The 12453-nt window shown below is 73.1% G+C and carries 12 protein-coding genes; 3 read left to right on the top strand and 9 right to left on the bottom strand.

Going from position 1 to position 12453, the window contains the following annotated elements; all coding sequences use genetic code 11:
- Window positions 1–67: 67 nt before the first annotated feature.
- The 3 genes from IE108_RS09345 to IE108_RS09355 are packed head-to-tail and all read right to left on the bottom strand — an operon-like array spanning window position 68 to window position 3764.
- Window positions 68–1396: a M20/M25/M40 family metallo-hydrolase gene (locus IE108_RS09345; RefSeq protein ID WP_064731307.1), complete on the bottom strand. Its 1329-nt coding sequence runs from the start codon at window positions 1394–1396 to the stop codon at window positions 68–70.
- The gene (locus IE108_RS09350; RefSeq protein WP_064731306.1) at window positions 1393–2808 is read right to left on the bottom strand and encodes a cytosine permease; all 1416 of its coding nucleotides are present in this window, start codon (window positions 2806–2808) and stop codon (window positions 1393–1395) included. The genes IE108_RS09345 and IE108_RS09350 overlap by 4 nt, the downstream gene beginning before the upstream one ends.
- Window positions 2809–2810: 2 nt before the next feature.
- Window positions 2811–3764 carry a DUF1177 domain-containing protein gene (locus IE108_RS09355; protein ID WP_064731305.1) on the bottom strand — a complete coding sequence of 318 codons (954 nt, stop codon included), beginning with the start codon at window positions 3762–3764 and terminating at the stop codon, window positions 2811–2813.
- A 126-nt stretch (window positions 3765–3890) separates the two neighbouring features.
- Here IE108_RS09355 and IE108_RS09360 point away from each other — a divergent pair, with 126 nt between their 5' ends.
- From IE108_RS09360 to IE108_RS09370, 3 genes are all read left to right on the top strand, one after another.
- Window positions 3891–4727: an IclR family transcriptional regulator gene (locus IE108_RS09360; protein WP_064731304.1), complete on the top strand. Its 837-nt coding sequence runs from the start codon at window positions 3891–3893 to the stop codon at window positions 4725–4727.
- Between the two features lie 88 nt (window positions 4728–4815).
- Window positions 4816–5541, top strand: a complete 726-nt coding sequence (gene pepE, locus IE108_RS09365; RefSeq protein ID WP_064731303.1) for a dipeptidase PepE — start codon at window positions 4816–4818, stop codon at window positions 5539–5541.
- Window positions 5542–5639: 98 nt separating this feature from the next.
- On the top strand, window positions 5640–6866 hold the full coding sequence (locus tag IE108_RS09370) for a cytochrome P450 (RefSeq protein WP_064731302.1): 1227 nt from the start codon (window positions 5640–5642) through the stop codon (window positions 6864–6866).
- A 17-nt stretch (window positions 6867–6883) separates the two neighbouring features.
- Here IE108_RS09370 and IE108_RS09375 read toward each other — a convergent pair whose 3' ends face one another.
- The 6 genes from IE108_RS09375 to IE108_RS09400 form a co-directional block, all read right to left on the bottom strand.
- Window positions 6884–8146: a cytochrome P450 gene (locus IE108_RS09375; protein WP_064731301.1), complete on the bottom strand. Its 1263-nt coding sequence runs from the start codon at window positions 8144–8146 to the stop codon at window positions 6884–6886.
- Entirely contained in the window at window positions 8143–8781 is a 639-nt protein-coding gene (locus tag IE108_RS09380) for a GTP-binding protein (protein WP_064731300.1), read from the bottom strand. The genes IE108_RS09375 and IE108_RS09380 overlap by 4 nt, the downstream gene beginning before the upstream one ends.
- Window positions 8762–9118, bottom strand: coding sequence for a DUF742 domain-containing protein (locus IE108_RS09385; RefSeq protein ID WP_064731299.1), 357 nt, complete (start codon window positions 9116–9118; stop codon window positions 8762–8764). The genes IE108_RS09380 and IE108_RS09385 overlap by 20 nt, the downstream gene beginning before the upstream one ends.
- Window positions 9115–9534: a roadblock/LC7 domain-containing protein gene (locus tag IE108_RS09390; protein WP_064731298.1), complete on the bottom strand. Its 420-nt coding sequence runs from the start codon at window positions 9532–9534 to the stop codon at window positions 9115–9117. Before IE108_RS09390 ends, IE108_RS09385 begins: the two co-directional genes overlap by 4 nt.
- A gap of 112 nt (window positions 9535–9646) precedes the next feature.
- Window positions 9647–11368 carry a sensor histidine kinase gene (locus tag IE108_RS09395; RefSeq protein ID WP_064731297.1) on the bottom strand — a complete coding sequence of 574 codons (1722 nt, stop codon included), beginning with the start codon at window positions 11366–11368 and terminating at the stop codon, window positions 9647–9649.
- Between the two features lie 254 nt (window positions 11369–11622).
- Window positions 11623–12336 (bottom strand): TetR/AcrR family transcriptional regulator, encoded by a 714-nt coding sequence (locus IE108_RS09400; RefSeq protein ID WP_064731296.1) that lies wholly within the window; start codon window positions 12334–12336, stop codon window positions 11623–11625.
- Between the last annotated feature and the right edge of the window lie 117 nt (window positions 12337–12453).

Below are 12453 nucleotides of genomic sequence, written 5' to 3' on the forward strand. Positions count from 1 at the left end.
TCGGACGTCTCAACACCGTCCCCCGCCGGCGCATTCCCGCCGCGGCGAGTCGCCTTCCCGGCGGGACTCAGCAGTCCTGCCACAACCGCGTCATGACCCGCACCCCGAACCGCAGCCCCTCCAGCGGCACCCGCTCGTCCACGCCGTGGAAGAGGCGGCCGTAGTCGAGGTCGTGGGGCAGCTTGAGGCCCTTGAAGCCGAAGCAGCGGATGCCGAGCTTGGTGAAGGCCTTCGCGTCGGTACCGCCCGGATTGCAGTACGGCACCGGGTGGCCGCCCGGGTCCTCGGCGCGCACGGCGGCGCACATGGCGTCGACGAGGGGGCCGTCGAAGGACGTCTCCATCGCGACGTCGTGGTTGACCCACCGCCGGGACACCGAGGGCAGGAGCAGCGCGTCGATCGCGTCGAGCAGTTCCTGTTCGTGGCCCGGCAGGAAGCGGCCGTCGACGCGGGCGGTGGCCCGGCCGGGGATGACGTTGGTCTGGTAGCCGGCGGTGAACATGGTCGGGTTCGCCGAGTTGCGCAGCACGACCTGCATGAAGTCGGCCACATGGCCGAGCCTGGCCAGCTCGGCGTCCAGGTCGTCGGCGTCGAGGTCGAGGTCGACGCCCTGGAGGCGCGCGGCCTCGGCGAGCAGGGCGCGCACCGGTTCGATCAGCCGGACGGGGAACGTGTGCCGGCCGATGCGGGTGAGGGTCTCGGCGAGGTCGGTGACGGCGTTCTCGTCGTTCGGGGAGGAGCCGTGGCCGGCGCGGCCGTCGGCGGTCAGCTCCATCCAGGCCATGCCGCGCTGGGCGTTCTCGATCGGGTAGAGGCGCCGGGTGTCGTCCAGGGCGTAGCTGAAGCCGCCGCCCTCGCCGATCGCCTCGGTCACCCCGGCGAACAGGTCGGGGCGGTGCTCGACCAGCCAGTGGGCGCCGAACCTGCCGCCCGCCTCCTCGTCGGCGAGGAAGGCGAGGACGATCTCGCGGGCCGGACGGGTGCCGGTGCGGGCGAAGTGGCGGGCGGTGGCCAGCATGACGGCCACCGTGTCCTTCATGTCGATGGCGCCCCGGCCCCAGAGGTAGCCGTCGCGGATCTCGCCGGAGAACGGCGGCACCTGCCATTCCGCGGGGTCGGCCGGTACGACGTCCAGGTGGCCGTGGACCAGCAGGGCGCCGCGCGCCGGGTCGGCGCCGGGGATGCGGGCGATCACGTTGGCGCGGCCGGGGGCGCTCTCCACCAGTTCGGAGCCGATACCCGCCTCGGCGAGCAGCTCGACGACCCGGTCGGCGCAGGCGCGCTCGTCGCTGGTGGGGTTGGAGGTGTCGAAGCGGATCAGCTCGGCGCACAGCTCGACGACTTCCCGCTGCGCCTCCTCGGAGGCCGGGACGGGGGCGGGGGCGGTGGTGCTCACGGTGCTCCTACGGGGGCCGTGCCGGTGGCGGCCGGGGTGGGTTCGGTGGTGTCGTCGAGGGCGGTGGTGCCGTACGTCCTGATCCAGCCGGGCAGGCCGAGGGCGCAGTAGAGGACGAACGCGGTCAGCAGGGAGTTCAGGGCGGGGATGCCGCCGTCGTAGAACTTGCCGACGCAGAACGCGGCCGCCCAGATGACCAGGGACATCGGCACCCAGGTCGGCGAGGAGGCGGGCAGCGTCCCGGCCTCGCGGGTGGCGTCCAGGGGTGCCCGCATGCGGCGTACGACCCAGTACTCGGCGACGATGATGCCGCCGACCGGCGGGATGGCGACGCCCAGCACGGACAGGAACTCGGTGAAGTGGGTCATCATGCCGACGGCGGACAGCAGGGTGCCGGCGATGCCGAGGGCGATGGTGACCGCGCCCCGGTGCAGGCGCTTGCCGAAGACGACCTGGAAGAAGTTGACGACGCCGAGGGAGGAGCCGTACAGGTTCCAGTCGTTGATCTTCGCGGTGGACATCAGGACGACGAGCACGCCGAAGACGCCCGACGTGGAGAGCACGATCTGGGAGACCTGGCCGCTGCCGACCATGTGGCCGAGGAGCACGCCGGTCAGGCCGACGATGTACTCGGAGAGGATCATCGACGACGCGCTCTGCAGGAAGACGTGGCTGCCCCTGCGGTTGTAGCGGGTCATCTCCGGGGAGACGATCGCGCCGGTCATGAAGCCGCCCGCGATGGCGGTCGCGGCGACGGCGAGCGGGATGGTCTCGCCGGGCGCCGGGGAGTTGATCAGCTCGGAGAGTGAGTGGTCGCTCAGCGCGTCGGTCACCGACCAGGCGACCATCGCGAAGAACAGCGGGGTGACGATCTTCGCGAAGACGGCCATGTACCTGAAGCCGAAGATCACCAGGACGGTGATGCCGACGCCGGCCGCCACGCACCACAGCCAGGAGGGGCCGCCGACGAGCGCGGAGACGCTGTCCCCGAAGATCGTGTTCTGGACGCCGAACCAGCCGACGAGGCTGACCGAGATGACCAGGCTGACCAGGGCCGAACCGTTGCGGCCGAAGCCGGCCCAGCGGGTGAGCAGCGGCGTGGCCAGGCCCTCGCGCATGCCGGCCAGGCCGATCGCGAAGATCACGACCTCCAGGATCACCGCGCCCAGGGTGAAGGCGAGGAAGGCGTCGCCGAAGGTCATGCCGACGCCGATGGTGGCGCCGAGGGTGAACTGGGAGATGGAGCCCGACTGCGCGAGCCACTGGAGCAGCATCGTCCAGAAGCCGAGCCGCTTGTCGCGCGGGACTCGGGAGAGGGCGTAGTCGTCGCTGCCGACGGCGCGCCCGGCGCCCGTGGCGGGCTCGGTGCCGGCGTTCTCGTCCGCGGTGCCGGTGTTCTTGTGCGTGGCCATGATCACGACTCCCCGGGTTCGCGGCCGAGGGTCTGCAGCCGGGTCAGCGAGCCGTAGCGGGACACGAGCGCGTCGAACTCCTGGTCGTCGTGGAAGTCGATCCGTCCGCCGCCGTACGCCTTCGCGGTCTCGACGGCGAACCGGGCCGCCGCCGCGATGTCCGTCTCGTGGCTTGCGCCCGTCTGGCAGCCGGGCACGGCCGCCGCGGAGGTGATCGCGAGGCCGACGACCGGGGCGGCCGTCGCCGTGGCCGGCTGAAGGATCGAATTGATGTGGTGTACACCGTTACCGTACGGGGTGATGTCCTGGGTGGTCACCGGGTACGTGACCAACGGCTCACCGGTCACCACGGCCAGCAGTTCGCCGAGCTGCTCGCTGACCCGGAGCACCCAGCCCTCCTTGACGGTGGGCGACAGGGCGAGCCCCTTGTGGTTGATGATCCGGTTGCCCTTGGTGGTGTCGACGGACAGCACGGCCTCCATGTCGGCGGTGACCTCGTGCCGGTTCATGGTCGCGATGTCGACGGGCGAGTCCATGAAGGGCACCGGGTCGTGCGGCGCGGTCGGGGCGTCCGGGCAGATGTGCGTGGCGACGACCACGTCGCCGTCGAGGACGTCGCCGCGGCGGCGCATGTCGAGGAGCTTGGCGGCGGTGGCGAGCGCGGCGACCGCGCCGTCGGCGTCGGAGACCAGGCCGGTCATCTCGGGGCGGGCACCGATGCCGCCGAGCCGCCCCACCACGCCCAGGGTCCGTGCCCGGCCGCCGCGGCCGCGGCCGCGGCGGCCCGGGATCCGCACGAGCACGAAGTCCGTCGAGCCGCGCTCGCCGGTGACGGTGGTGACCTCGGCGCCGGACCCCCCGGGCCCCGCGACGGAGTCGAGGTGGGCGGCGACGCTCTTTCCGTCGACGTCGGGATCGTCCAGCAGATCCACGAGGTCCAGGACGTACTTCAACATGGGCAGTTCTCCTGATCCGCACCGGGAGCGGTGCTGACAGCAGGTTCGGGATCGATTAACGTTCTCCGCAACTGTTTCCCGTTATCTGCAATACCCGTCTGCATGGCGAGATGGAGAGGAGGCACCATGACCGAGCCGCCGTCGGTGCGGACCGCGGACCGGAAGACCCCGGCCGGGGCGCTCCAGACCGTCGACCGCGCCCTGCTGGTGCTGCTGGCCTTCGAGCGCACGCGGCCGGACTGGGGCGTCACCGAGATCGCCGCCGAGTTCGGCTGGGACACATCCGTCGCCCAGCGCCTGCTGTCCACGCTCGCGGGCCGCGGCTTCCTGGTCTCCGACCCTGCGACCCGCCGCTACCGCATCGGGCCGGCCGCGCTGCGCCTGGGGCGCCTCTGGGAGCGCTCGGGCTCCCTGGAGCTGCTCGCCGAGCCGGTCCTCCAGGAGCTGCGCGCGGCGACCGGCGACACGGTGCTCTTCTGCCTGCCCGACAACTTCCACATGCGCTGCGTGGCCGCCGTCGAGGGCGAGGAGGGGCCGCTGCGCTACTACCCCCTGGTCGGCGAGCTGTATCCGGCGCACGCCGGGGCCACCAGCAAGTCGTTCTACGCCTTCCTCCCCGACGACCAGCGCCACCGGCTCTTCCGCGACCGCCCCATGGCCCGCTTCACCGAGCGCACCGTCACCGACGCCGACCGGCTGGAGCAAGAGTTCCGGCAGATTCGCGCGCAGGGCTACGCCTGGACGACCGGTGAGTACGACGCCGGCATCGGCACCGTCGCCGTGCCCGTGTTCCTCGGCGCGGAGCCGTACGGCAGCCTCAGTCTCGGCGCCGCCAAGGAGCGCTTCCCCGAGGGGCCCGAGGACCGCCTTGAGACGCTGCGCCGGGCGGCCCGCCTGCTGGAGCAGCGTCTGACGCATCCGCCCCAGCACCACCGGCGCCCCCGCCCACCCCGCACCACTTGACCCGCATCACCCCGCCCCACCCGACTCGCACCACCCCGCCCCGCCCATCGGCCCACCCGCCTTCAGCCCCGTCGACGAGGACCACCCCATGCATCTCCTGCTCCTGTCCAACTCCACCCAGCACGGCCGCGGTTACCTGGAGCACGCCCTGGACACCGTGACCGGCTTCCTGCCCGCGGGCGGCCGCCTGGTCTTCGTCCCGTACGCCATCGCCGACCACGACGGCTACACGGCGCAGGTCCGCGGCGCGCTCGCCGGGGCCGGGATCGACGTGCGGGGCGTGCACGAGGGCGGCGACCCGCTCGCCCGGCTCGGCGAGGCGGACGCCGTGTTCGTCGGCGGCGGCAACTCGTTCCGGCTGCTCTCCGCGCTGTACCGCACGGGGCTGCGGGAGGCGCTGATCAAGGCCGTCGGCGCGGGACTGCCGTACATGGGTGCCAGCGCCGGCACCAACATGGCGGCGCCGTCACTGCGCACCACCAACGACATGCCGATCGTCGAACCGCCCTCCTTCGAGGCGCTCGGCCTCGTCCCCTTCCAGATCAACCCGCACTACCTCGACCCGGACCCGGCCTCCACCCACAAGGGCGAGACCCGCGAGGAACGGCTGACGGAGTTCCTGGAGGAGAACGACGTGCCCGTCCTCGGGCTGCGGGAGGGTTCCTGGCTGCGGGTCGACGGCGATCGGGCCGCCCTCGGCGGCGCACGCGACGCCCGCCTCTTCCGCCGAGGTGCCGCGCCCCGCGAGATCGCGGTCGGCACCGACCTGTCCGAACTGCTCGACACCACCCCTGCGTTCGACTCCCCGGCGTAGGCGCCCGTCCGGCCGAGACGGGGCCGCGCGCGGGCTGTCGGGGCGGACGGGTGGTCAATAGCCTGTCGGTGTCAGGCCGTTGTCGACCGAGGAGCCCCATGTCCACCGCGCAGCAGGTCCCCGACATCCTCTCCCCCGAGTTCGCGGCGAACCCCTATCCGGTCTACCGGGCGATGCGCGAGAGCGCGCCCCTCGTCTGGCACGAGGCGACGCGGAGCTGGATCGTCTCGCGCTACGACGACGTGGAACGCGTCTTCAAGGACCGGAACGGGCAGTTCACCACCGAGAACTACGACTGGCAGCTCGAACCCGTGCACGGCAAAACCATCCTCCAGCTGAGCGGCCGGGAGCACGCGGTCCGGCGCGCACTGGTCGCGCCGGCCTTCCGCGGGGCCGAGCTACAGGACCGGTTCATGCCGGTGATCGAACGCAACTCACGCGAGCTGATCGACGCGTTCCGGGACACCGGACGCGCCGATCTGGTCGCCGACTACGCGACCCGCTTCCCGGTCAACGTCATCGCCGACATGCTGGGCCTGGACAAGGCGGACCACGGCCGGTTCCACGGCTGGTACACGTCGGTCATCGCCTTCCTGGGCAACCTCTCGGGGGACCAGGAGGTCGCGGCCGCCGGGGCGCGCACCCGCGTGGAGTTCGCCGAGTACATGCTCCCCGTCATCCAGGAGCGCCGTGAGAACCCGGGCGACGACCTGCTGTCCACGCTGTGCGCGGCGGAGGTCGACGGGGTCCGGATGAGCGACGAGGACATCAAGGCGTTCTGCAGCCTGCTGCTCGCGGCGGGCGGGGAGACCACGGACAAGGCGATCGCCGGCATCTTCGCCAACCTGCTCTCCCACCCGGAGCAGTTGGCGGCCGTGCGCGAGGACCGGACCCTGATCCCCCGCGCCTTCGCGGAGACGCTGCGCTACACCCCGCCGGTGCACATGATCATGCGTCAGTCGGCGTCCGAGGTGGAGCTGAGCGGCGGCACGATACCGGCGGGCGACACCGTCACCTGCCTGATAGGCGCGGCCAACCGGGACGAGAGCCGCTACCGCGACCCGGACCGCTTCGACATCATGCGGGACGACCTGACCACGACGACGGCCTTCTCGGCCGCCGCCGACCACCTCGCCTTCGCGCTCGGCCGGCACTTCTGCGTCGGTGCGCTGCTGGCGAAGGCGGAGGTCGAGACCGCTGTGGGGCAACTGCTGGACGCCATGCCGGACCTGCGGCCGGACGACGGCTTCGACGCGGCGGAGCGCGGCGTGTTCACCCGCGGCCCGCAGTCGCTGCCGGTGCGCTTCACGCCCCGCGCCGGCTGACGCGGTGTTCACCCCCGTCACGCCACGACGGGGGTGAACACCGCCGGCAGGGCGGTCAGTCCGCGCATCCAGATCGAGGGGCGCCAGGTCAGCGCCTCGGGCTCCACCGCGAGGACGAGGTCGGGGAGGCGTTCGAGCAGGGTCTCCACCGCGGTGCGGGCGATGACGTCGGCGAGCAGCGGTGCCGGGTACGGGCACCGGTGCTCGCCGTTGCTGAAGGACAGGTGCGCGGAGTTCTCGGCGCCGACGTGCGCCTCGGGCCAGAGCTGCGGGTCGGTGTTGGCCGCGGCCAGGCCGAGGACGAGGCAGTCCCCCGCGCGGATCTGCCGGCCGCCGAGCTGGGTGTCGTTCACGGCCCAGCGGCCGATGAAGTTCTGCGTGGGCGTGTCCAGCCACAGCACCTCGTTGAGCGCCTCCCCCACGCTGAGCCGGCCGCCGGACACGTTCAGGGCGAAGCGTTCGTCGGTGAGCAGCAGCCTGAGGGTGTTGCCGATCCAGTTGGCGGTGGGCTGCTGGGCGGCGGCGATGACGGAGATCAGGTCCTGCACGGTCTCCTCGTCGGTCAGGCCCGCGGGGTGGGTCAGCATCCGCGAGGTGACGTCGGGGCCGGGCCGCTCGCGCTTGTGCCGGACCAGGGCGTGGATGCGTTCGCCGACGCGCGTGTACGCGGCGACGGGGTCGTCCCCCTCGGCGGCGTCGAGGGAGATGCGCAGGTCCTCGACGAGCTGCGTGGTCTCGGCGGCGCCGTGCGGCATCCCGCACACGCGCACCGCCGCGCGCATGGGCAGGGCGTGGGCGTAGGCGCTCATCAGCTCGGCCCGGCCGCTGCCGGCGAAGGACGCGATGAGCCGGTCGGCGAGCAGGCGGCAGTCCCGGGCCAGCTCGAACTGGTCGACGCCGCTCAGTGCCTGGGTGATCACGTCGGCGCGCCGCCGGTGCTCCTCGCCCTCGGTGAACAGCACCGACGGCTGGTGGCCGACGTAGGGCATGAGCGGCCAGTCGGGCGGGATGCGGTCCCACTGGTTCCAGCGCCGCGAGTCCCGCGCGAACAGCTCGTCGTGGCTGGTCACGTAGCTGACCTCGGGGTAGCCGAGGACCAGCCAGGCGGGGATTGCGCCGTCCAGGAGCACCGGTGCGACGGCGCCGTGCTCGCCCCGCAGCCCCCGGTACAGCTCCGACGGCGACTGCTGGTACTCGAGGCCGGCCAGCGGCACGGCGTCGGGGTGGGCGGGGCAGCCGGGCGCGGCGAAGGGGTGCGGAGCGGGGTCGATGTCGGTCACGGTGCGCCCTCCTGGGCCAGGGCCAGTTGGTAGAGGTGGTCCACGAGGGTGACCAGCACGTGCTTGCCGGAGGTCCGCACCCGGGCGTCGCAGTCGATCAGCGGCACGCGGTCCGGGAGCGCGAGGGCCAGGCGGATCTCGTCCAGGGAGTGCCGGGCGGCGTCGTCGTCGAAGCGGTTGACGGCGACGACGAAGGGGGTGCCGTGGTGTTCGAGCCGGTCTATCGCGTACCAGGAGTCGTCCATCCGTCGGGTGTCGACGAGGACGACGGCGCCGAGGGTGCCGGAGAAGAGGCGGTCCCACAGGAACCAGAAGCGCTCCTGGCCGGGGGCGCCGAACAGGTAGAGCACCATGCGTTCGTTGAGGCTGATGCGGCCGAAGTCGAAGGCGACCGTGGTGGTGGTCTTCGCGGTGACCTCGCCGGTCTCGTCGACGCCGACGCCGGCCTGGGTCATCACCTCCTCCGTGTTGAGCGGCCGGATCTCGCTGACCGAGCGGACCAGGGTGGTCTTGCCGACGCCGAACCCGCCGACGACGACGATCTTCAGGCCGGTCTCCGCGGCGTGGGTCAGGGGTGTGCGGCCGGAGGCGGCGGGGTCCGCGGCGGCGGGGGTGTCAGAGGTTGCGGAGCCCATGGAGCACCTCCTGGAGAAGGGCGGTATCGGGGTGCGTGGCGGCGGACTGCCCCAGGCGCGGGTGGCGGGCGGTGATCCGGCCGGTGGCGAGCAGGTCGCCGAGCAGGATGCGGACCACCGTGATGGGCAGGGCCAGTTCGGCGGCGAGTTCGACCACCGCGGTCGGGTGCCGGCACAGTTCCAGGATCCGCACGTGTTCGGACTGCATGCCGGCCGACGGCTCGCACTCGCCGACCACGAGGGTGACGAGGTCGAAGGAGTCGTCGGCGCGGCTGCGTCCGCCGGTGACCGTGTAGAGCCGGTCGGGTGCGCCGGTGTCCACGGGCCTGCGTGTCACGACGTGCCGCTCCCGGGGACGGTGTGGCGCGGCTCGGCCCGCAGGTGCTCGCCGATCTGCTCGACCATCTCGGTCATCTGGTGGCCGACGACGCCGGGGTCGGCGTCCTCCACCGCCACGACGGCCAGGTGCGCGCCCTCGCCGGCCTCGACGATGAAGAGCAGTCCGCCGTGGAACTCGGTCATGGAGTGCCGCACGCCGCCGGTCCCGTTGCCGAACTCGACGGAGGCTCCCTGGGCGAGGGCCTGGATGCCGGAGCAGATCGCGGCGAGCTGGTCGGCCCGGTCCAGCGTGAGGTGTTCGGTCCAGCAGAGCCTGAGGCCGTCGCGGGACAGGACGAGGGCGTGGCGCGTGCCGGGGGTGCTGTCCAGGAGGTTCTGGAGGAGCCAGGTGAGGCTGTTGTCGGTGGTCTGCATGATGGGTGGGGCGACGGTGGGTGCTGCTGCTCCGGTCACCGGCCCGTTCCTCCAATCTCACGAACTCGGGGGCGAGGAGGCGCCGTTACGCGCCTGCGGTGGGGCGCGCGGTCTACCCCGAGGCGGGCGGCTCCGGCGGCCGCGCCACGCCGGCGGCCCCGGACCGGCGTCCGCGGTGGAAGGCGCCGAAGCTGGAGCCGGCGTCGCGGGAGGCCGTCGCCGGCCGGTCCGCGGGCCGCGGGGGCGGGTCCCGGCGTTCCCGTTCGGCCTCGGCCATGGTGCGACCCGGGGAGCGCACGGGAAGTCCGCCGGGGGTCGAGGCGGGCGGGCGGAGGGGCGGCGCCTGCTCGGGCGGCCGGGTGGCGGAGGGCCGGGCGTCGGGGACACGGGGCGCGGCCGGCGGCGCCTCGGCGGCCGGTGCGGGTCCGGGAACGGGGACGCGGGCCGCGCCGCCGAGGGTGCGACCGGTGAGGGCGGGCCCGGGGTCCCGTTGCTGGGCGAGCAGTTGCGGAGGCACCAGGACGACGACGCCGGTGCCGCCGCGCGAGGAGGGCCGGTAGCTCACGCCGACGCCGTACTTGGCGGCCAGCCGTCCGACCACGGCCAGACCCAGCCGGGTGCCCTGCAGCGTGGCCAGGTCGGTCGCCCGTCCCGACACGGCCTGTTCGGCGTGGCGCATGGCGGCGTCGGCCATCTTGAGGCCGCTGTCCTCGATGGTGATGACGATTCCGGCGGTACGTTCCTCCACGTAGACGTGGACCTCGTCGATGGGCGGCGAGAAGTTGGCAGCGTTGTCCATCAGCTCGGCCAGCAGGTGCATGACGCCCTCGGCGGCGTAGCCGGAGATGGCGGCGCCGGTGGAGCAGTGCATGCGGACGCGCTGGTAGGCGGCGATCCGGCCGACGGCGCCGCGCAGGATGCTCTCCATGACGATGGGCTTGTTCCAGGCGCGGCTGGAGCGTCCGCCCATCAGGAGTGCCAGGCGGTCGGTGATCAGGCCCAGCTGGGAGGTGCTGTGATCCAGCCGCAGCAGGTCCCCGAGGACCTCCTCGCCGTGTCGGTCCTGCATGTCCCTGAGGTCGGCGAGCATGCGTACCGCCTTGGCCTGGACCCGGCTGAGGGACTTGGCCGCGGCGGCCTCGGCGGCGGCGGTGCGGCGTTCGCTGTGGGCCAGTTCCCGGACGAAGAGTTCGGCGCAGGCGCGCGGTTGGGGCTCCCGGGGCAGTTCCAGCTCGGCGAGGACGACCTCGGCCGAGGTGCCCTCGCGCAGCCTGCGCACGGCGGCGGGCAGGATGTCGGCCGTCAGGTGCTCCAGCTCGCCGGCGGCGCGGCGCCGCTCCCGGAGCGTCTGCTGGTGGCGGTGCTCGGCGTCCGCGGCCCGGTGCGCGGCGTCGGCCGCGAGGGAGGCGAAGCTCTGCACGGCCTGGCGCAGGTGCGGCCCCGAGACCGGGGCGGTGGCGGCGACCGCCTCGTCCGCGCCGGCGCCCTCGCGCACCTGCTGGGCGACGCCCGGAAGCGCCACGTTGACGAGGTGCACCAGGCCGGCGTTCTCCTGGGCGAGCCGGGCCCTGAGGGTGCCGACCTCGGCCCTGCGGTCGGCCGCGGCGCGGCGGGCCCGTCCGACCAGGTGGGAGCAGAGGACGACGGCGACGGCGACGCACAGCCAGGAGGACAGGGCGAGGGTCGCGGTCCAGCCCCGGGCGTCCTCGGGCGCCGCGGCCCAGGCGGCGGCGGCGCCCGCGGCGGTCGCGGGCAGCACGAGCAGGGCGACGGCGGGTGTGCGGCGGGGGGCTTTCTGCGTCCGGGGCGGCGTGGGGGGTGCAGACACTGACATTCCGCGGTCCCTCTGGTCCTTGAGAGCGGAGAAGGGCCGATCGACAGGGGTCGGCCCGCGGGTCGGAGCCGTTCCACCGGGTGCTGTTGATCACTCCGGCGGGCTTCCGGCTCATGCTAGTCAGCGTCCACCACGCCCATCGCCGACCCGCCGGGAATGCCACAGAGGAGCGAACTTCCCGCGCTTCCCGTCGATCGAACACACCTGTGTGATACAGGCGTTGAGGGAGGGGCGAAGGGGAAGGACGCGCCGCCTCAGGGCCGTTCCGCCGGTCCCTCCGGCCGGGGCACCGGTGTCTCCGGCATGCCGTTGAGCAGCATCCGCAGGATCCAGGTCCGCCGCTGCCGGGGCGTGCCGGAGAGCAACTGCCCGGCCCGCCCGGCGACGTGGGGGTGGTCCCGCGGTGAGGCGTTCTCCAGCGCCCCGGTCAGCGCGCTCCACTCGTCGCCGGCGTGCGGCGACTGGGCGCGGGTGGACTGCTCCGCCGCGCTCGCGGTCGCCACGAGGAGCAGGACGTCCACGCCCCAGGCGGCCCGGTCGTCCGGGACGCCGCCCTCCTGGAGCAGCGCCAGCAGCCCTTCGAGCAGGTTCAGGTAGTGCGGTCCGGACGGGCGGGCGGTCACGGCGCTGCGGGCGAGCCCGGGGTGCCGGTGGAGGACGTCCCCGTAGGAGCCGAGGACGGCCTCGACCCGTTCGCGCCAGTCCCCCGCCGCGCGGACCGGGGCGAGGTCGACCTCGCCGAGGAATTCGTCCAGGACGGCGGCGTGCAGTTCGGCGGTGTCGGCGACGTAGACGTAGAGGGAGGCCGGCCCGGTGTCGAGTTCCTGGGCCAGCCGCCGCATGGTCACGCGCTGGAGACCCTCGGCGCGCAGGACGCGAACGGCGGCCGCCACGATCCCCTCGCGGGTGAGGGCGGGTTTGGCGGGGCGTTCGCGGCGGCTGGGGCGCGGGGTGGGGGCGGCGGGCATGGACTCACGCTAGCGAACATGTTCGGCGGGGCCAAAGCCGGCCGGGGCACCGCCGGGAAGGCGGTCGGCACCTGTGCGACCTGGTGCGAACTTGTTCGTAACGAACATGTTCGTTAC

This window comes from Streptomyces parvulus (genome assembly GCF_014648855.1).
Classification (GTDB): Bacteria; Actinomycetota; Actinomycetes; order Streptomycetales; family Streptomycetaceae; genus Streptomyces; species Streptomyces parvulus.

Excerpts from the sequence above, each read along its gene's own strand:
- IE108_RS09395 (WP_064731297.1), bottom strand. The coding sequence starts at position 11,368 with ATGTCAGTGTCTGCACCCCCCACGCCGCCCCGGACGCAGAAAGCCCCC.
- IE108_RS09370 (WP_064731302.1), top strand. The coding sequence starts at position 5,640 with ATGTCCACCGCGCAGCAGGTCCCCGACATCCTCTCCCCCGAGTTCGCG.
- IE108_RS09355 (WP_064731305.1), bottom strand. The coding sequence starts at position 3,764 with ATGTTGAAGTACGTCCTGGACCTCGTGGATCTGCTGGACGATCCCGAC.
- IE108_RS09350 (WP_064731306.1), bottom strand. The coding sequence starts at position 2,808 with ATGGCCACGCACAAGAACACCGGCACCGCGGACGAGAACGCCGGCACC.
- IE108_RS09360 (WP_064731304.1), top strand. The coding sequence starts at position 3,891 with ATGACCGAGCCGCCGTCGGTGCGGACCGCGGACCGGAAGACCCCGGCC.
- IE108_RS09380 (WP_064731300.1), bottom strand. The coding sequence starts at position 8,781 with ATGGGCTCCGCAACCTCTGACACCCCCGCCGCCGCGGACCCCGCCGCC.
- IE108_RS09400 (WP_064731296.1), bottom strand. The coding sequence starts at position 12,336 with ATGCCCGCCGCCCCCACCCCGCGCCCCAGCCGCCGCGAACGCCCCGCC.
- pepE (WP_064731303.1), top strand. The coding sequence starts at position 4,816 with ATGCATCTCCTGCTCCTGTCCAACTCCACCCAGCACGGCCGCGGTTAC.
- IE108_RS09390 (WP_064731298.1), bottom strand. The coding sequence starts at position 9,534 with ATGCAGACCACCGACAACAGCCTCACCTGGCTCCTCCAGAACCTCCTG.